At 27.7% G+C, this 19,100-nt stretch carries 23 protein-coding genes; 8 read left to right on the top strand and 15 right to left on the bottom strand.

Features of this window, described 5'->3' with window-relative positions; genetic code table 11:
* Positions 1-18: 18 nt before the first annotated feature.
* A complete protein-coding gene (tpiA, locus tag Q0733_RS11405) occupies positions 19-777 on the bottom strand; it encodes a triose-phosphate isomerase (RefSeq protein ID WP_298782371.1) in 759 nt (252 codons plus the stop codon).
* A gap of 89 nt (positions 778-866) precedes the next feature.
* Entirely contained in the window at positions 867-1,352 is a 486-nt protein-coding gene (locus tag Q0733_RS11400) for a TlpA family protein disulfide reductase (protein WP_298782370.1), read from the bottom strand.
* Positions 1,353-1,436: 84 nt separating this feature from the next.
* On the opposite strand from Q0733_RS11400, the gene pyrF reads away from it, so the two are divergent.
* Positions 1,437-2,246: an orotidine-5'-phosphate decarboxylase gene (pyrF, locus tag Q0733_RS11395; RefSeq protein ID WP_298782369.1), complete on the top strand. Its 810-nt coding sequence runs from the start codon at positions 1,437-1,439 to the stop codon at positions 2,244-2,246.
* A 177-nt stretch (positions 2,247-2,423) separates the two neighbouring features.
* Here pyrF and Q0733_RS11390 read toward each other — a convergent pair whose 3' ends face one another.
* The 3 genes from Q0733_RS11390 to Q0733_RS11380 all read right to left on the bottom strand — a co-directional run bounded on the left by Q0733_RS11390 (position 2,424) and on the right by Q0733_RS11380 (position 3,680).
* Positions 2,424-2,612, bottom strand: a complete 189-nt coding sequence (locus tag Q0733_RS11390) for a Lacal_2735 family protein (protein ID WP_298782368.1) — start codon at positions 2,610-2,612, stop codon at positions 2,424-2,426.
* Positions 2,613-2,749: 137 nt separating this feature from the next.
* Complete coding sequence (locus Q0733_RS11385) at positions 2,750-3,460, bottom strand: DUF4197 domain-containing protein (RefSeq protein WP_298782367.1); 711 nt, start codon at positions 3,458-3,460, stop codon at positions 2,750-2,752.
* Positions 3,461-3,515: 55 nt separating this feature from the next.
* On the bottom strand, positions 3,516-3,680 hold the full coding sequence (locus tag Q0733_RS11380) for a DUF5522 domain-containing protein (protein ID WP_298782366.1): 165 nt from the start codon (positions 3,678-3,680) through the stop codon (positions 3,516-3,518).
* Between the two features lie 55 nt (positions 3,681-3,735).
* On the opposite strand from Q0733_RS11380, the gene Q0733_RS11375 reads away from it, so the two are divergent.
* Both Q0733_RS11375 and Q0733_RS11370 read left to right on the top strand, forming a co-directional pair.
* Positions 3,736-4,533 (top strand): SDR family oxidoreductase, encoded by a 798-nt coding sequence (locus Q0733_RS11375; protein WP_298782365.1) that lies wholly within the window; start codon positions 3,736-3,738, stop codon positions 4,531-4,533.
* 6 nt (positions 4,534-4,539) lie between these two features.
* A complete protein-coding gene (locus tag Q0733_RS11370; RefSeq protein ID WP_298782364.1) occupies positions 4,540-5,370 on the top strand; it encodes an SDR family oxidoreductase in 831 nt (276 codons plus the stop codon).
* On the opposite strand, the gene Q0733_RS11365 is transcribed toward Q0733_RS11370, so the two are convergent.
* A complete protein-coding gene (locus tag Q0733_RS11365; protein ID WP_298782363.1) occupies positions 5,360-6,814 on the bottom strand; it encodes an NAD(P)/FAD-dependent oxidoreductase in 1,455 nt (484 codons plus the stop codon). The genes Q0733_RS11370 and Q0733_RS11365 overlap by 11 nt on opposite strands.
* A gap of 362 nt (positions 6,815-7,176) precedes the next feature.
* On the opposite strand from Q0733_RS11365, the gene Q0733_RS11360 reads away from it, so the two are divergent.
* Entirely contained in the window at positions 7,177-9,138 is a 1,962-nt protein-coding gene (locus Q0733_RS11360; RefSeq protein WP_298782362.1) for a YgiQ family radical SAM protein, read from the top strand.
* 10 nt (positions 9,139-9,148) lie between these two features.
* On the opposite strand, the gene Q0733_RS11355 is transcribed toward Q0733_RS11360, so the two are convergent.
* From Q0733_RS11355 to Q0733_RS11320, 8 genes are all read right to left on the bottom strand, one after another.
* The gene (locus tag Q0733_RS11355; RefSeq protein ID WP_298782361.1) at positions 9,149-10,819 is read right to left on the bottom strand and encodes an RluA family pseudouridine synthase; all 1,671 of its coding nucleotides are present in this window, start codon (positions 10,817-10,819) and stop codon (positions 9,149-9,151) included.
* 115 nt (positions 10,820-10,934) lie between these two features.
* Entirely contained in the window at positions 10,935-12,386 is a 1,452-nt protein-coding gene (locus Q0733_RS11350; protein WP_298782360.1) for an FAD-dependent monooxygenase, read from the bottom strand.
* Entirely contained in the window at positions 12,386-13,207 is an 822-nt protein-coding gene (locus tag Q0733_RS11345; RefSeq protein WP_298782359.1) for a class I SAM-dependent methyltransferase, read from the bottom strand. Before Q0733_RS11345 ends, Q0733_RS11350 begins: the two co-directional genes overlap by 1 nt.
* A 164-nt stretch (positions 13,208-13,371) precedes the next feature.
* The gene (locus Q0733_RS11340) at positions 13,372-13,866 is read right to left on the bottom strand and encodes a hypothetical protein (RefSeq protein ID WP_298782358.1); all 495 of its coding nucleotides are present in this window, start codon (positions 13,864-13,866) and stop codon (positions 13,372-13,374) included.
* Positions 13,867-14,021: 155 nt separating this feature from the next.
* Positions 14,022-14,600: a hypothetical protein gene (locus tag Q0733_RS11335; protein ID WP_298782357.1), complete on the bottom strand. Its 579-nt coding sequence runs from the start codon at positions 14,598-14,600 to the stop codon at positions 14,022-14,024.
* A 241-nt stretch (positions 14,601-14,841) separates the two neighbouring features.
* Entirely contained in the window at positions 14,842-15,381 is a 540-nt protein-coding gene (locus Q0733_RS11330) for a sigma-70 family RNA polymerase sigma factor (RefSeq protein WP_298782356.1), read from the bottom strand.
* A gap of 168 nt (positions 15,382-15,549) precedes the next feature.
* Positions 15,550-15,885, bottom strand: coding sequence for a DUF3703 domain-containing protein (locus Q0733_RS11325; RefSeq protein WP_298782355.1), 336 nt, complete (start codon positions 15,883-15,885; stop codon positions 15,550-15,552).
* Positions 15,886-15,927: 42 nt separating this feature from the next.
* The gene (locus Q0733_RS11320; protein ID WP_298782354.1) at positions 15,928-16,455 is read right to left on the bottom strand and encodes a hypothetical protein; all 528 of its coding nucleotides are present in this window, start codon (positions 16,453-16,455) and stop codon (positions 15,928-15,930) included.
* Between the two features lie 105 nt (positions 16,456-16,560).
* On the opposite strand from Q0733_RS11320, the gene Q0733_RS11315 reads away from it, so the two are divergent.
* The 4 genes from Q0733_RS11315 (at position 16,561) to Q0733_RS11300 (ending at position 18,749) form a co-directional block, all read left to right on the top strand.
* Positions 16,561-17,064 carry a MarR family transcriptional regulator gene (locus tag Q0733_RS11315; RefSeq protein WP_298782353.1) on the top strand — a complete coding sequence of 168 codons (504 nt, stop codon included), beginning with the start codon at positions 16,561-16,563 and terminating at the stop codon, positions 17,062-17,064.
* A 424-nt stretch (positions 17,065-17,488) separates the two neighbouring features.
* Positions 17,489-17,833, top strand: a complete 345-nt coding sequence (locus tag Q0733_RS11310; RefSeq protein WP_298782352.1) for a hypothetical protein — start codon at positions 17,489-17,491, stop codon at positions 17,831-17,833.
* A gap of 2 nt (positions 17,834-17,835) precedes the next feature.
* Entirely contained in the window at positions 17,836-18,327 is a 492-nt protein-coding gene (locus Q0733_RS11305) for a hypothetical protein (RefSeq protein ID WP_298782351.1), read from the top strand.
* A 23-nt stretch (positions 18,328-18,350) separates the two neighbouring features.
* Positions 18,351-18,749: a hypothetical protein gene (locus Q0733_RS11300; RefSeq protein WP_298782350.1), complete on the top strand. Its 399-nt coding sequence runs from the start codon at positions 18,351-18,353 to the stop codon at positions 18,747-18,749.
* A gap of 81 nt (positions 18,750-18,830) precedes the next feature.
* Here the strand turns inward: Q0733_RS11300 and Q0733_RS11295 are convergent, their stop codons facing one another.
* Positions 18,831-19,016 (bottom strand): hypothetical protein, encoded by a 186-nt coding sequence (locus tag Q0733_RS11295; RefSeq protein ID WP_298782349.1) that lies wholly within the window; start codon positions 19,014-19,016, stop codon positions 18,831-18,833.
* Between the last annotated feature and the right edge of the window lie 84 nt (positions 19,017-19,100).

Raw genomic sequence — 19,100 nt, 5'->3', positions numbered from 1 at the left:
TTTACAGGTTTTCTTCTTTTAAATTGCTTTAATGATTGCAGAAAAATCTGCAGCATTTAAAGAAGCACCCCCAATTAACCCTCCATCTACATCTTCTTTAGAGAAAATTTCTTTTGCGTTTGCAGGTTTTACACTTCCACCGTATAAAATTGAAACAGCATTTGCTACTTTTTTATTGTATTGCTTTTCAATAATACTTCTAATAAAAGCATGCATTTCTTGCGCCTGTTCTGGACTTGCAGTTTCTCCAGTTCCAATTGCCCAAACAGGTTCATAAGCTAAAATAATGTTCTCCCAAGCAATTTCATCTAATTGAAAAAGTACATTTTTTAACTGTTCTTCAACTATGTTAAAATGATTACCAGATTTTCTGTCTTCTAATAATTCGCCAAAACAAAAGATAGTTTCTAAATCATTTTCTAACGCTGAATTTACTTTTTCAGCTAAAAGATTATCTGTTTCATTAAAAATAGATCTTCTTTCAGAATGGCCAATAATTACAGTTTTAATACCAATTGATGTTAACATATCGGCTGAAACTTCGCCCGTAAAAGCACCACTTTTAGATTGATGCATATTTTGTGAAACAACTTCTATTTTAGATTTCTTAGTTTTTTTGATTGCTGAAGCTAAATTAACAAAAGAAGGAGCAATAATAACTCTAGTATTTTCTAATGATAATTTTTTTATTGATTTGTTTAAACCTTTGATAAGTGATTTAGTTTCACTTTTATCATTATTCATTTTCCAATTTCCAGCTACTATTTTTTGTCTCATAATTATATTCGTTTTAAAAAGGTAAATTTATGAAATGGCTAATGAAAATTGCTTCAGAATTAGAAATAGTTACTAAAACGTTTTATTTATTACTTTTGTAGAGCTTTTAAAAGGTTTTTATCAGTTGCTTTTTTAGCATTAAAAACGGTTATTTTTCCTGTTTCATCTACCAATAAATAACGTGGAATCCAATTTACATTTAAAAAATCTACAAAATCACCTTCATTCATTCCTTTAGGTAAGTTGTAGTGTTTACCTATTAAATTGTATCTTTTAATTCCTCTTTTCCATGAAGCAATGTTTTTATCTACAGACAAAAAAAGATAAACTACATTAGGGAAATCATTTTGTATTTTTTTTATTTTTGGTAGACCAACAATACAATCTTTGCACCAAGAAGCCCAAACATCAATTAATATTTTTTTTCCTTTATTTTCTAATAATATTTGCTCAAAAGGTAATTTAGAGTTATTAAAACTTAAAACTGTGTCTTTTAATGCTTTTTCTGAAAACTCAGTAGGATCTGGGCCACAGCTAGTAAAAATGATCAGAATTAATAAAATTATTTTTTTCATATTTAATATGTCAATTAAAAAAGTTACAACTTACAATTGTAGAACGTTAAAAATAGTATTTTTGCGTAACTTTAAGTAAAAGTAATGACAACAGAACAACTTATAGCACAGATAAAACATAAAAAATCTTTTTTATGTATTGGTTTAGATGTAGATTTAGATAAAATACCATCACACTTATTAAAGGATGAGGATCCTATTTTTGCGTTTAATAAAGCAATTATTGATGCAACTCATCATTTATGTGTTGCTTATAAACCAAACACAGCTTTTTATGAAGCTTACGGAATTAAAGGTTGGCAATCTTTAGAAAAAACAATAAAATATTTAAATAAAAATTATCCAGAAATTTTTACAATTGCTGATGCAAAACGTGGTGATATTGGTAATACATCTACAATGTATGCAAAAGCGTTTTTTGAAGATTTAGCTTTTGATTCTGTAACTATTGCTCCTTATATGGGAAAAGATTCTGTAGAACCTTTTTTAGCATTTGAAGACAAACATACGATACTTTTAGCTTTAACTTCTAATAAAGGAGCGTTCGATTTTCAGACTCAAAAGATTGATGAAAAAGAATTGTATAAACAAGTATTAGAAACTTCTTTAACCTATAAAAATTCTGAAAACCTAATGTACGTTGTTGGGGCTACAAAAGCTGAATATTTTAAAGAAATCAGAAAAATTGTACCTAATTCATTTTTATTAGTTCCAGGGGTTGGAGCCCAAGGAGGTAGTTTAGAAGATGTTTGTAAATATGGTTTAGCAGAAAACGTTGGTTTGTTAATTAATTCTTCTAGAGGAATTATTTATGCTTCCGATAAAAATACTTTTGCTGAAGACGCCGCTAATAAAGCAAAAGAACTACAACAACAAATGGCAACTTATTTATAATTAGATTACTAAAATAACAAGAAAATATTCAGATAGATTTGATGCTTGGAATCAAATGAAAGAACCTTGGTTTGTGCAATTATTCTTTCCGCTTTTTAGATCTAAAGATCCCAAAAGTGAATTACATTCTATTTAAAACAAATAACGATTATGATCTTTCAGTCGATTTTAAAGAGTTTATTGAATAACTTCTCTTTCTAAATAACTTACTTGATTAATTTTTTCAAATATTTTCATAGCTTTAAAAGCGGCCAGATCACTTTTTGCTTCGTCTATAAAATTATAATTATAGGCTTTTTCTAAAAGTTTTAAATATCTTTTAAGAAGATGGTTTTTATATTTTACAAGTTGTTTTTTGTGAGTCATAATTATTTTGGGGGATTATTATATTAGTAAATATAATAAAAAAATAAAAACATTTCACCATTATTACTACTAATAAATTGAAAATTAATTATTTATAATTTATTAGTAGTAATTTTTATCTAAAAAAACAAGGTAATTTATTTCAAATCTTGTAGAGCAAAAACCTGCTTTAAAAGTGCAGTATTCCTTAAACCTACTTTTTCTCTAATTCCTTTTTCTTCAACTTCAATCATTGTAAAAACACCTTGTAATGCTTGGTTTGTTACATATTGTGTTAAATCTGGATTAACTTTATTTACAAAAGGAATTGAATTGTATTTACTAATTAAGTTACTCCAAATTTTATCTGCACCAACTTTAGAAAAAGAATTATTAATTACAGGACTAAAACTATTATATAAACTTTCATTTGTTTTTGTTTGCAAATAATTAGTTGCAGCATTTTTATCACCTAATAAAATGTTTTTTGCATCTGTAAAAGTGATGTCTTTTATAGCGTTAACAAAAATTGGAGTTGCAGTTTTTACAGCATCTTCTGCAGCTCTGTTTAAAACTTTTATACCTTCATCTGCTAAATTACTAAGTCCAATTTTACGTAAGCCGTTATCTACAGCTTGTAATTCTTTGGGTAATAAAATTTTAACTAAGTCGTTTTTATAGAAGCCATCTTTAGAAGTTAATTTGGTAACTTGATTTGTAATACCATTATCCAAAGCTTGTCTTAATCCATTTCCTATTTGTTTTTGAGATAAACTACCACCTGTTGGTAACTGACTTGCTACATTTTGTAAAACATCACAACTTGAAAACTGAATTGCAATTACTAAAACTAAAATTCTTTTAATCATTTTTTTATGTATTTGTATTGTTTCTAAGAAACAAAAATTGTTAAATAGTCACTGTTTATTTGAATGAATCTGTTTTTTTATCATATCCAAAAGGGCAATGTTTACAGCCACTTTTGCAGCAGTATCCTCTTTTTAGATGATATTTTTCTGTAAAAACTTTATAACCTTGTTCATTCCAATAAAAATCATCTTTCTCTAATTCAATTCTTGGTTTAAACATTTTGCTAAAGTACAATTAAAAAAAAAGAAGTACATTTATGTGAGATACATTAATCATGAAAAATTTTAAAAATAAAATAGTTGTTGTAACTGGAGCTGCATCAGGTATGGGAAAATCTTATGCAATAGAGTTTGCAAAATTAGGATCAAAACTTGCTTTATGTGATTATAATTTTGAAGATTTACAAAATATTGCCTTAATTATAGAAAATATTATAGGTAAAGAAAATGTTTATATAGAGAAAGTAGATGTTTCTAAAAAAGAACAAGTTTTTGACTTTGCTAATAATGTAAAAACAAAATTAGGTAATGCTCATGTGGTTATTAATAATGCAGGAATTGAAGGAGATGTAGAGCAGTTTAAAGATATTGATCTAACCGATTTTAAGAAAGTTATGGATATTAATTTTTATGGAGTCTTATTTGGTTCTAAAGCTTTTTTACCACAATTAGAAGAAAACAATGAAGGAGTTTTGGTTAATGTAGCTAGTATTTTTGGGTTAATTGGTGTGCCAACTAGTTCAGATTATTGTGCCTCTAAATTTGCTGTTACTGGTTTTACAGAATCATTGATTTTAGAATATTACAAAAGTCCAATATCTATTCATTGTTTACACCCAGGAGGAATAAATACAAATATTGCTAAAAAAGCAGAAAGTAAAGAATTCTCACAAAAATATTTAGTAACTCCTCCATCAGATATTGTAAAATATGTTATTAAATCAATAAAAGCGAATAGACCTAAAATAGTTTATGGAAAAGGTTCTTCTAAAGCAAGGTTTGCCGCAAATTTTTTGCCAAAAAAGCTATATAATTTTTTAGCGTGGATAGAATTTAAAAAAACATTAAAATAGTCTTAAATGAAAAATTTTAAAAATAAAATAGTTGTTGTCACTGGAGCTGCATCTGGTATGGGAAAATCCTATGCAATAGAGTTTGCAAAATTAGGATCAAAACTAGCTTTATGTGATTATAATTTTGAAGATTTACAAAATGTAGTTCTAACATTAGAAAGTATTATAGGTAAAGAAAATATATATATTCAAAAAGTGGATGTTTCTAAAAAAGAACAAGTTTTTGACTTTGCAAATAATGTAAAAACAAATTTAGGCAATGCTCATGTGGTTATTAATAATGCCGGAATTGAAGGAAGTCTAATACCTTTTTATAATATGGAAATTGATGATTTTAAAAAAATAATGGATGTTAATTTTTATGGAGTTGTCTTTGGTTCAAAAGCTTTTTTACCTCAATTAGTGGCTAATAATGAAGGCGCTTTAGTAAATGTATCTAGTGTTTTTGGTTTGGTAAGCCCTCCAATAAATTCTGATTATGCTGCTTCTAAATTTGCTGTTCGTGGTTTTACAGAATCGTTAATGGCAGAGTTTTATAAAAGCCCAATCTCTATTCATTGTTTACATCCTGGAGGTATTAAAACAAATATAGGAAAACAACCACATGTCTTAGAACATGTTGCTAAAAACCTAACTACACCACCGGAAAAAATTGTAAAGCATGTTATAAAATCGATTATTAAAAAACAGCCAAAAATAGTTTACGGTAATGATTCTTTTAAAATGTGGTTTGTTTCAAATTTTGTTCCTAAAAAATGGATATTACCATTAATGAGAAGTGAATTAAAGAGAGATGTAAATACAGATTCGTTTAAGAGTTTTAACGCTAATTTTTAGTAAAAACTAAACGTTTTTCATTAATCTTATCAATCCTTAAAACTTTATAGTCTAAAATAAAGTTTTGATACAACCTCCAAGGAAATTTATCACCTTGTTTGGGTAAAATATCCATAGCTCTATGTATATAACCAGAATTTAAATTGATTAAAGGTATTTCTCCTAAATTATTTTCAATTACTTGTGCTTTTACAGAGGAGTAGTTGTTTTTATCTAAATACTTTAGCATTCTAGAAATGTATTCACTTGTTAAGTCACTTTTTAAAGTCCAAGAAGCATTTGTATAGCCAGCAAAAACAAAAAAGTTAGGTAATTCGCTTAGCATTAACCCTTTGTAAATAAAACGCTTTGTAATATCAAAAGGAGTATTATTAATAGAAATTTTTGCGCCACCAAAAGGTATAAGACTTAAACCTGTGGCACTTACAATAATATCGGCTTCTAAAATTTCACCTGTACTTAATTTAATACCATTTTTAACAAAAGTGTCAATAGTATTAGTAATAACATCTGCTTTCCCAGCCTTTAATGCCTTAAAAAAATCACCATCAGGCACTAAACAAAAACGTTGATCCCAAGGTTTATAATTTGGTTTAAAATGAGGTTCTAAAGGGAAATCTCCTAGCTCTTTTTTAATTCCTTTAAAGATAATTTTCTTCATTGTTTCAGGAAACTTTCTACACAAATTAAAAAACAACATATCTGTTAAAATATTTTTTGTTCTAACTAAAGTATGTGCAATTTTACTAGGTAATATTTTTTTTATAAAAGCAGCAATCTTATCTTTATTAGGTAGCGCTGCAATATATGTAGGTGATCTTTGTAGCATGGTTACTTTTTCCACTTTTTCTGCAATAGATGGAACTATGGTAACTGCAGTTGCCCCACTACCAATTACCACCACTTTTTTATTGCCATAATCTAAGTTAGTATCCCATTTTTGAGGATGGATAAAAGTACCTTTAAAGTTCTCTAAGCCTTTAAATTTAGGTGTATATCCATGATCGTAATTATAATAACCACTACAATTAAAAATATGATTTGAAGTGTAAAAAGATTCCTCTTTTGTAATAGGATTAATGGTTTTTAATGTCCATAAATTATTCGAAGTATCAAAATTATAAGAAACCACTTTTTGATTGAAAACAATATTTTCAGTTACTTTATATTCTTCTGAAGCCTCTTTTAAATATTTTAATATTGATGGTGCAGGTGCAAAAGATTTATCATCATCCCAAGTTTTAAAAGAGTATCCAAAAGTGTACATGTCTGAGTCTGATCTAATTCCAGGGTATTTAAATAAACTCCATGTCCCACCAATTTCTGTTCTTGCTTCTAATACTATGTAAGTTTTATTTGGGTTTTTACGCTGTAAATGACATGCTGCACCTATACCAGATAAACCTGCCCCAATAATAATAATATTTGTATGTTTTGTTTTCATTTAATTGATTTATGGATACTACTTAAAAAGATATAATAAATTGTGTTTTGCAATTTTTTTATATTGATTTGTAAATAATTATACTAATTATTTTAGTTTGAAATATACAATTTTTTTTGATAGAATTAATTTTAATAAAATGGTACAGCAATCAATTTTATCGTTTTTTACTTACGCATGTAAACAAGCTTAGCCCTGAATGAACGATTTGTTTGAGCTCTTTTTTAGTTTTTAGTTCGAGTAAATTTGCTTTTTCAGCAAATTTGTATCGAGAACAAAACTAAAAAAAGCGAGTAGTGAAAGCAGGAAATAGCTACTAAAAAATATTTTAATCAATTTAATTTCTTGTATTTTTGCAACTTATGCAAGAAACTAAAAAACATCAATTAACCGATTGGTTGCCAACAACAAAAAAAGAAGTGAAAATTCGTGGTTGGGAACAGTTAGATGTAATTCTTTTTAGTGGTGATGCATATGTAGATCACCCTTCTTTTGGCCCAGCTGTAATTGGTAGAATTTTAGAAAGTTATGGTTTGCGTGTGGCAATTGTGCCACAACCTAGTGTAAATGATAATTTGCAAGATTTTGAAAAATTAGGAAAGCCTCGTTTGTTTTTTGGTGCAACAGGTGGTTGTATGGATCCAATGGTTTCTAATTACACGGCTAGTAAAAAAAGACGAGATAAAGATGCCTACACTCCAAATGGAGACAAAGGTTTTAGACCCGATTATGCAACGTCTGTATATTCAAAAATATTAAAAGAAAAGTTTCCTGATGTACCTGTTTTAATTGGAGGAATTGAAGCGTCTTTAAGACGTGTAACCCATTATGATTATTGGTCTGACAAGTTGTTGCCAACAATTTTAGAAACCTCTAAAGCTGATATGTTGGTGTACGGGATGGGTGAACAACCTTTACGAGAAATTGTAGAATTGTTACAAAAAGGTGTTCCTTTTTCTAGCTTAAAAAATATAAAACAAACTGCTGTTTTAATTGATAAAAAGAAAGAAAAAATTCCTGTAGTTAAAGATTGGGATGATGTAACTATTAGTTCTCATGAAGCTTGTTTAAAAGATAAAAAGACATTTGCATCTAACTTTAAAACAATTGAGCAGGAATCGAATAAACTAAAAGCAAGACGAATTTTTCAGGAAGTAGGAGATAAGACTTTGGTGATAAACCCACCTTTTCCAACAATGACAGAAAAGGAAATTGACGGTTCTTTTGATCTGCCTTTTACACGTTTACCGCATCCAAAGTATGATAAGCGTGGGCCAATTCCTGCGTTTGAAATGATTAAATTTTCAATAAACATTCATAGAGGGTGTTTTGGAGGATGTAGTTTTTGTACTATTTCTGCACATCAAGGAAAATTTATTGCTAGTAGAAGTCAAGAATCTGTTTTAAAAGAAATTGATAAAGTGGCAAATATGCCAGACTTTAAAGGTTATTTATCTGATATTGGTGGGCCATCTGCAAACATGTATCAAATGAAAGGGAAAGTACAATCTATTTGCGATAAATGTGTTGCTCCAAGTTGTATTTCGCCTGTAATTTGTTCTAATTTAGATACTTCACATAAACCTTTAACGGATTTGTATCAAGCAGTTGATAAACATCCGAAGATTAAAAAATCTTTTATTGGAAGTGGAATTAGACACGATATGTTGGTGCCAGAATTTAATAAAAATGCAGATCCAAAAGAGTTAGATGCCTATACAGAAGAGGTAATGACAAAACACGTTTCTGGGCGATTAAAAGTGGCTCCTGAGCATACTTCTGATCCAGTATTAAAATTAATGCGTAAACCTTCTTTTACTTATTTTCATAAGTTTAAAGAGCGTTTTGATAGAATAAATATAAAGAAGAAATTGAACTTACAATTGATTCCTTATTTTATTTCTAGTCACCCAGCAAGTGAGGTAGAAGATATGGCAAATTTAGCTGCAGAGACTAAAGATATGGGTTTTCAGTTAGAGCAAGTTCAAGGTTTTACACCAACTCCAATGACAGTTGCAACTGTTATTTATTATTCTGGATATCATCCTTATACGTTGAAGCCCACAAAAACTCCTAAAACTAAAAAAGAAAAAGAAGACCAACATAAATTTTTCTTTTGGTACAAAAAAGAAAATAAAGAGTGGATTAAAAACACCCTAAACAAAGTTGGAAGACAAGATTTGTTAAAGCGTTTATTACCAGAAAATAATTCTTGGAAAAAGAATAAAACAACTCATAAAAAAGCGCAACATACTTTTGATGATGCTATACCTTTTAATAAAAGAAGGAAGAAGGTGAGTAGGGCTCCTAAAAAAAGGAGGTAAGTTTCTATTTTTAAAATTTGGCTTTAACAGTAAAACTAATTAATTTATTTGTTGTTGGATGCACAAACTCTATAAACTCAGCATGTAAATGCAATCTGTTTTGTTTTTTTCCATACAAATCATCACCAATAATAGATGCATTTAAACCTTCTTTATGAGCTGCATGCACTCTTAATTGATGAGTTCTACCCGTAATTGGAAAAAAGTGAACTCGTGTTTTATTGTCTTCTCTTTCAATAACTTTCCATTTGGTTTTTGCATTTTTACCGTGAGTAAAATCTACCAACTGTCTTGGTCTGTCATCTAAATCCAAACGCATAGGAAGATTTATAGTACCTGAATTTTCTGATAGATTCCCATCTAATAAAGCAACATATCTCTTTTTTATGGTTCTCTTTATAAACTGACTTTGAACAATTTTATTAGCTTCTTTTGTTTTTGTTAAAACTAAAATTCCTGAGGTAGACATATCTAATCGATGTACAATTAAAGGCCCAGTTGCAGTTGGGTATTTTTCTTTAACTCTACTATACACAGAGTCTGTAATTTCTTTTCCAGGTACTGATAAAAATTCAGCAGGTTTATTTACAATAATAATAACATCATCTTCAAAAATGATTTCAAGTTCTTGTTTTTCGCCCAGATTTTTTAATAATAAATTATCATCCATTTCTATGTCTTGTAGCATATGATTTAAAATAGGTTTGCATCTGCCTTGACAAGCTGGGTAAAAATTTTTGTGCTTTCTTATTTCTGAATTTGGCGAAGTTCCCCACCAAAATTCTGCCATTGTAATTGGCGTTAATTCATTTTGAAAAGCATATTGTAATAATTTTGGAGCAGAACAATCACCAGCACCAGCAGGAGGTTTTATTGCTGGATTATCAAAAATAGCAAGCAATCCTTTTTTTTCTTTATGTTGATTTAAAAATTGATATTTTCCAAATAATGTAGTCTGTAATTTAGCTGAAATTTTCTTTCTACGTTGTTTTAATTCTGATATTTTATTCTCAAAATCAATTAATTGTTGATTACTTTTTTTAATCTTGTTATCGTAATATTCTAACAATTCTTTATAGAAAAATTGCTGATTAAAACTTTCTTGAATTAAGGTTTTATTTAAAATTTCAAAATCTTTTAAACTTAATTCTTTTTCTGCAGTTCTTTTTCTGATTTTTCTATTTTGCTTAGAAAGTTTCATTTTTTTTCTTTGAAAAGCTAAATCTTCATCAATAGTTTTTTTTAGTTTTTTAACTGTTTTTTTTAAAGACAAATACTTTCTATCTTTTTTTAAAAGACTAATTTCTTCACCAATTTGTTCAATTTCTTTTTCTCCTTTAATATAAAAACTACCTTCGGTTCTCATATTAAATATTGGAGGAACAAACTTTTTAGGTAAGCTTTTATCTGCTAGTTTTCCAGAAAAAGCAGCAATATAACCAAGTTCATTTTGTTGATTTTTTACAACCAGAACCCCAAACATTTTTCCGATAGCTAGTTCTTTATCTTTTTTATCAAATCCAAAATTATGAGTAAAATCTGTTTGATTTTCTAAATAGTCTTGTAGTTCTTCGGTTGCTATTTTTGCTAAAAGATGAGGTTGATAATAAAAAGGAAATGTAAATTTTTCTGGAAGCGAAATTTCAGAAATATTAGTTTTAAATGTTTGAAAGTGTTGCAAAATTATTTTAGTTTCTTATTAGCAAAGTTATCTGAAATTAAAGAGAGAAACAATTTTAATTATTTCTTTATAACATCATCAAATAAATCAGAAACTTATTCATTGAAGCCTTCTTTTATTTTTTCTTACGATTTTTACCTCTTGGGGCATCGCTTTTATCAAGAACTGTTTTAGAATGTAATAAATTTACTGCCTTGGCAGAACTTTTTACTTTAGATGCACTTCGTTCTAACATTTCAGATTCAAAGGAAGATAAAATATTTTTTCTTGTTCGAGTTTCTTTCCAACTAGGCAAAGAGTTACATTCTGTAGTGATGGCTTTTGCTAATGCTAAGGCGTCTAATAAGGCTTGATTTGCTCCTTGTCCTTTAAAAGGACTCATTGGGTGTGCAGCATCTCCTATTAAAGTAATTTTTGGTTCTTTTTGTAATAAATCTGGTGTTAGTAATTCTCGATCATATACAGGGTAACCAGAAATTAGAGCATGGTTCGTAGCTGCCATTATTTGAGGAATAGGATCATGCCATTGCGTTCTTTTACACGCTTCTTTTTTTAGAGCTTTAGGGCCTTTTTTATTTAGTTCTTTAGCTTCTTTTTCAGACAAAGGAAAACTAAGTTGCCACATGATGGTTTTTGAGTCATATGGCATCATATAAATTCTTTCGTTTCCATTAGCCGTTTGAAAAACTGTTGCGGAATCTAGCAAAGTACTTTCAACATTTTTTAATTCTTCTAATGGGCAAATTCCTAAGATAACAATACAACCTAGGTATCGTAATGGGGTAATATTTTCATCAATAATTAATTTTCTTACTGAGCTTCTAATACCATCTGCACCTACAACTATATCTGCTTTTAGATTTATATTTTCATTTTTTATTAAAAAATTTAAATTCATAGTGCCGTTTTCAGACTCCCTAAAATTTAATAACTGATGTCCCCATTTTACAGCATCATTTCCATCTAATTGTTTTAGTAATTCTAATCTTAAAGATTGACGAGCAATATGAATGTTTGTTCTTTTAGGAGATGCTTTTTTATTAGATCGTCCCCATTTTCTAATTCCCCATTCACCAATAATATTTCCATCTGTGGTATGAACAATATGTTTGGTAGAAGTTATACCTTTATTTAAAGATAGTATTCCAAAACCCGACATAATTTTGCTAGCTTGTTGTAAAGTGAGACCATAGCCTTGTGATCGTTGATTAAAACTATTATCTCTTTCATAAAGCGTAAAAGGAATTCCGCGATGTAGACAAGCAACTGCAAGTGCTACGCCACCAATTCCACCACCAATAATTGCAATGTGCGGATATTTTTCTTTGTTTACAATAACTTTAGAAGTAGATTTAACCAAACCAGTTCCCTTGCAGTTAGGGCAAGTTTGTAAAAGTCCTATAGGTTTAATAGGCGGTATTCCCTTTTTGTCTGTTTCTAAATATAGTTTGAATGCTTTTTCGTACTCTAAGCGAATGTTTTTTCGAACGCTCCTCCTTTTTTTGCCAATACCTTTACAGTTTTGACAAACATTCCAAAAATATTCTTTTCTTTTTATCTTTTCCACTATTTCTTAACCGCAATCATCATATGAGGACTAAACGGTAACAAATACTCATCATTTTGAGTAAGTGTTTGTAGCGCTTTTAATGTCTTCGATTTTTTCTTATCTAACATATTTGCAAAATATTCGTTATCCAACCAAATCATACCTTCAACTGCAAAAAGATTAATAAAGTTTAGGTTTTGTTCTAGAAACTCTGCTTTTAAATCTTCTGGTTTATGATAAAAAGCATCAGCTAAAAGAAACGGAAAATCTTTGGGCGCATCGTGTATTCCTGTTGTCAATTCTTTTTTACACATGTCAAAAAAAGAGTTTGCGTGTATCATTCCATTCATCAACCCAACAACGGTAGAAGAGGTTGCATTTATTGCAAAACCTAAAATAATTCCACCCTTTTTTAGCACTCTTTTTGCCTCTAAAATTGCAGTAATTCTATCTTCTTTATTTTGTAAATGATATAAAGGTCCATGTAGAATTACTAAATCTGCAGATTCATTTTTATAAGGTAAGTTTTTAGCTTCTCCAGTTTTAACTGAAAACGGATTTTTTAATTTTTTAGCTCTCTTTTCAGCAAGTTTTATATGTTTTAGAACAGGTTCAATTAAATGAACTTCATGCCCTTTTTGGGCAAGCCATTCACTATATTTTCCTGTTCCGCCACCCACATCAATAATTGTAGTTTTAGGTTTAGAAATATGTATTTCTATCAGTTCTTTTATACGTTCAAATTCAAAAATTCCCATTCCTTTTTCAAGGCGAGTTTCTTCTGAGGCTTTGTTGTAAAAATCTTCTAATTTTTTGCTTATAAGAGATTTGTTTTTCACTTTAAAAATTTAAAAAGTAAAAGTAATTAAATTATAGTGAAAATAGTTTTTTACCCTAATAGGAATAACAAAGTTGTATTAATAATTTATAACTTTTAATTAATGAATTTTATGGTTCTTTTCTTTGATAAATCTATTGAGGTTTATCAAAATTTTTAATTTACTTAATCGGTTACTTTATAAGTTATTTCATCAGAGCATTCTGTAGTATCTATTTTTTTGTAGTAATATATAACTCTGTCATTATTCTCAATCTCAATTGAGTAAGTGTTATCACAAAAAAACTTAATTAGCCTTCTATCTATTAGAGATTCATTTATGTTGTTATTTTCCTGTACATAATCAAAATAGTAATTATTTTCATTTAATTTACCCCAAATTCCATTTGCTACTTCTACATCAGCATAACGGTCTATAAAGGTTCCGTCTTCTTTAAATTCTAAAATTATTTGCGAATCTTCTCTTGTATTTTGAAACCATTTATCTACATATGTCCATTCTGTTCCTGTCCATTGATCTATAATAGATTCTAGATTTTCTTCTTTATACATTTGCCATTCTCCCAAAATTTGAACAGAATCCGTTTCAATAATTTCACTTTGTTCGCAATTTATAAATGTGAATGTAAATACGAGTAATAATAATATTTTTTTAATCATGAACTAAATTTAGTTTATTTTGGAATGTTTGTTTCCAAAGATACTTTAAAATAAATATTGTATCTAAATAAGAAATAAATGATTTGACGGACTTAGTAAACTAAACTTTCGGTTAGACACTAGCCTCTTATTGTTTATAGCTATTGTTGAAAACATTATTTGATATCATACCTAACCAATTTACATGTGGTTATTTTGTCATATTCTACCCATTTGTGATAAATTACTCCAATTCCTTCTTTGAAGTAAAATTCAATGAATTCATTTTCATTTTGTTCATTAGGAAATATCGTATATTTTATACATTCAAACTTCCCTAATTCAGTTTTTATGACGGTTTTTTTATTATCTATTTTAATTTTTATTTCCTCATAAACTTTATAAGGATCCATATTTAATTTATTAGGATTTCTAAACATTAAAACTTCTTTAAAATCTCCATTTTTTAGAGTTCTTAATGTATCAATTTCATATTGTCCTTTTTGATCATTCCTTACGATGTAATTATAACCAAGTTCAGTCATATAAAACCATTTTTTATTATTGAAATTGACAATTTTTTCTATTTTACTGGTCAACTTATTAGTTTTAATAATTTTACCTTTTACCTTAATTTTTTCAATATATTCCCAACTATTATTGACTTTTAAAGGAATCAAATCTTGAGAATAAATATTTAATGAAAAGAGCATAACTAAAGTCAAAAAAAATAATAATGGTATATTTTTAGTCATTTTTTTATTTTAATTTTTTACAACAATAATATTTTTTTAATCATGAGTTGAATTTAGTTTATTTTGGGAAGTTTGTATCGTAAAGATACTTTAAAATAAAATACTCAATCTAAATAAGAAATTAATGATTTAAAAAGAAGTTTTGTAAGTTGTAAAAAAATACAATTATCTTTAAGATAAAAATGCTCGATTTTTTTAATTAAGTGTTTTTAAATATATGAAATTGAGAATAATGTTTTAGTTAACTACACACTTTACAATCTTTTTTTTCTTGAATCTCACCAACTAAATTCCCTTTCTTGTTCATCACAAATCCACAACAATCCATAAAACCTTTTGCAATTAATTTTCTTGCACGTTGAATTTGAGACTTTGTTGTTGATAAAGATTGATGTAATTGATCTGCAACTTCTTGTTGCTTTAATCCTTTTATATCTGATAAAAACAGTGGGTCTCTATATTTTTTTGGTAAGTTTTTTAAGATGCCTCTTAAGCAATCTTTTTCTGTGTGTAGGTTTTCTGATATTTTTGTCTCTTTTTCAAAATTAGCAATTTCAAAAGTTTGATTTGTTGCTTTCCAATAATCTAAAATCGAATTTCTGGCTACTGTAAAACACCAAGATTTTAATTTAGTAATATCTTTTAAAGTATGGAGTTTTGTATGAATTTTGATAAATGTATCTTGTAAAATATCATCAGCAATAGCAGAATTTTTTACTTTGCTGATGATAAATCTTTTTAAATCTTCAGAATACGAAATCCAAACTTGTTGTGTTGTCATGACTAGCAGTTACAAGAAGAACAAGAACAGTTTTCGCAAGTACAATTCTTACAATTTGTATCTAAACATTCTACGCAAGTACAACTACATTGATTTTTATAATTTTTCATAATATTAAATTTAAAGTTCGTATAATAGACACTTAATTTCTAAAAAAGATGCATCAAATTAAAAATACTTTTTTAATTCTTTTCTGATAGGCATTATTTTTATAGGTGAAATGTTTGCACCTCCGGAATTTCCTTTCGGAACCCAAACTAATGTAAAAAGGAGAGAGGCTATAATTCTAATAAACTGTCCAATTATTTCTCTTCCGTTTTTTGATTTAATACCAATAATGAACATCCAATAATGACTAATTGTATGTCTAACAATATGATTCTGTCCTAATATATGGGCATTTTCAAAATGATAAAATGCATTTTTATATCTTTTTTCTTTTAATAATGCCTTACCTAAATGTATTTGTTTTTTAAATTCAACTTTAATATGGTTGTTACTCATTGTTTTCTAGAATAGACAAATTCAGAGTTAAAAAGATGCATTTTATTTTGATTTAGAACCAACAAAATTATCAGATTTTAACTTAAATAAAACATTAAATGTTGTTAAGCTACCATAAATTCTTGTAATATATTGCTGCAAATCTATTTTATCTTGATCTTCTAAAGTTTTGCTAGCGTTTATTTTTTGCTCCATTACTCTAACTCTATCTCTAACCATTACAATTTTATGAAAAAAGGTATCAATAGGTATTTCTTTAGAAGATAAATTGTTGTCTTTGGGTTCTAATATTATTTTTCCGCCTTTCCATTTATCAGCAAGCGGAACAACTTCAGATACATCAGACCATTTCTTTAAAATGTCTCTTAAAGATTTTTCAACTTCATAAAAGCTTATAGTATCAACTTCGTCTTCAACTGCTTCAATAATTTTTAAATTGCTATTAATGTCAATAGTTTCTAATCCGTCTTTTATAAAAGTTACCCAATAATGTTTACTTGTTACGTTAGTTACCACTCCAGCCCCTAATTCTGAATGCTCTATTCTAGATCCTATTCCTAGTATTTTCATTTGTTATTATTTTTAAATTAAAGATACTTTTTTTTATCAATAAAAAAATATTATTTTATTTTCAATAATTATTGAAAGTTTAAAAATATATTATATATTTGCATTATGCAATTAGAAGAAGCAAAATTAAAATACATTCAAACCTGGGGTAGTTTAGCAACTTCTTGGGGGGTTAATAAAACAATGGCACAAGTGCATGCTTTGTTATTAGTTTCTACAAAGCCATTATCTGCAGAAGATATTATGGAAGCTTTACAAATTTCTAGAGGTAATGTAAACATGAATGTTAGGGCTTTAATAGATTGGGGTATTGTACAAAAAGAGTTTGTTGTAGGAGAGCGTAAAGAATTTTTTGTTGCGGATAAAGATATTTGGGAACTGTTTAAACAAATTACCAAAGAGCGTAAGAAAAGAGAAATAGAACCAGTTTTAAGAGTATTGGAAGAGTTGCAACAAGTTGATGAAAATTCTGATGAAGCAGCTCAGTTTAAACAAGTACTTGGAGATTTATCTAAAGTAACAACTTCTGTGAATAATATTTTAGATAAGGCTATAAAAGCTGATGAACATTGGCTTTTGTCAAACTTTACTAAAGTGATGAAAAAGTAAAAAAATTTGAATATAAACTTTCAAAAATTTCTGAAAGTTTTAAAATAAACAAAATTATGAAAAATAATATTTCAATTTTAACTTGGCTCAATAGATTAATAATAGTTCCTTTTATGATCTCGTTATTAATTTCAATTCTAGATTCAAGCTACTTATTTTATTCATTATATATTGCTTTTGCTTTAGGTTGCTTCCAATTTTTTTCTTCATTAATAACATTGTTTTACCATAAGAAACTTAAGAATTTTAAGCTTATACTTATATATTTATTATCTGTAGGATTATATTTTTTTTGTGTTTTTTTATTCTTTGAGTTTGAAAGGCACATTACGTTTAAAGATGCAGTTATTATATTTTTTTGGTTTGCTCCAATTACTTTATCAATATTTTGGACATATATTCTTGAATCCATAAAAAAAGAATTATGAACCTAATAACCTACATATTATATATTCTATTATCAAGTTACATCGTAATTGTAGTTGGCAATTTATGCTACAAAAATGGAAAAGTTTACTTATTGAATTATTTTCCTAAAGACATCAATTTTGGAAATGGAATCAATAAATTATTACGAACTGCATATTATCTCTTAAATATAGGTTTAGCAATTTGGACTTTACATTCAATGCGAAATATAGAGACATCTATAGAATTGATTTTAGAAATTTCAAGTAGACTAAGCTATATTTTACTAATCATTGCAAGTTTACATTTCATCAACATTTACGCAGTGTATTTAATACATAAACATTTTAAAAATCAATAAAAATGAAAATCAACATAAAAGAAAACTGGCAAAAAATTAGAATACATTTTAGTAAATCTATTGGTTCTAATATGCATGTTTCAATTGCATCTGTAAATGAAGATAATCTACCAACAGTAACTCCAATTGGTTCTTTATTTTTAAACAATAATCAAACGGGTTTTTATTTTGAAAAGTTTGCAACAAAGTTAAATGTAAATTCAATCAAGAATAAAAATATTTGTGTTTTAGCCGTTAACAGCAATAAGTGGTTTTGGTTTAAATCGTTATTTAAAATGAAATTTTCTGAATATCCAGCAATAAAATTATATGGAGAATTAGGAAATAAAAGAGAAGCAACAGAAAAGGAATTTAGAGCATTTCAAAGAAGAATTAGGCAAACTAAAAGATTAAAAGGAAGCCAGTATTTATGGCAAGAGATGAGTATGGTTAGAGAGATTAAGTTTACAAAAGGAGAAAAAATCAACTTAGGTATAATGACTAAGAAATTATAAATTAATATTAAAAATCAATTATTATGAACATTTCATTAGAGTTAATCGCGTACATCATTTATTTACCAATTGCTATAGGTTTAACAACATTTGTATCACAACATTTATTTAAAAATAGTAAAATTTTTATGCTAGATATTTTTAGTCAAAAAGTTGAAATAGCAATGGCAACCAATAAACTTTTTAAAATAGGTTTCTATCTATTAAATATTGGTTTTGCATTAAGAATTATTTCTATTTACAGCCTGTCAAGTTATAAAGATTTAGTGGAAGCTCTGAGTGCAAAAATTGGTGGGTTTTCAATTTATTTAGGTATAGTTATGATTCTTTTTATAGTATTCTTTTTAAATGGTAGAAAAGCTAGTAGAGAGAATAATTTGAGGATGAAAAAGAGAGAGAATTTATTAATTAAAGATAATTAAAAAAAGATAGACCCACTCAAATTGAGTGGGTTTATAATTTAAAAAAGTAAGGAGTTTTTAAGTTAGAAATACATAAGCAGTTTAATCTAATTCTATAAAATCGTATCTTAATAATCTATCAATTACAATATCTTCTACTTCAGAAAGGTTTTTACTAGATATATCTTTTATACGATCTAAAGCTTTTTTTCTGTCTATATTGCCAACAATTTTTATAGCCCTATCTTTAAAAGGGCATTCTCTGTTGGGATTTTCTGTTAAAAACATTAAACGAGCTACATTTAAATCGTAAGTAGATTTTAGCGCAAGACCAATAACTATTATTGTACTATCATCTTTAGTAGTGCAGTT

This window comes from uncultured Polaribacter sp. (assembly GCF_947500975.1).
Taxonomy (GTDB): Bacteria; Bacteroidota; Bacteroidia; order Flavobacteriales; family Flavobacteriaceae; genus Polaribacter.
This window is presented reverse-complemented; position numbering and strand designations above follow the sequence as displayed.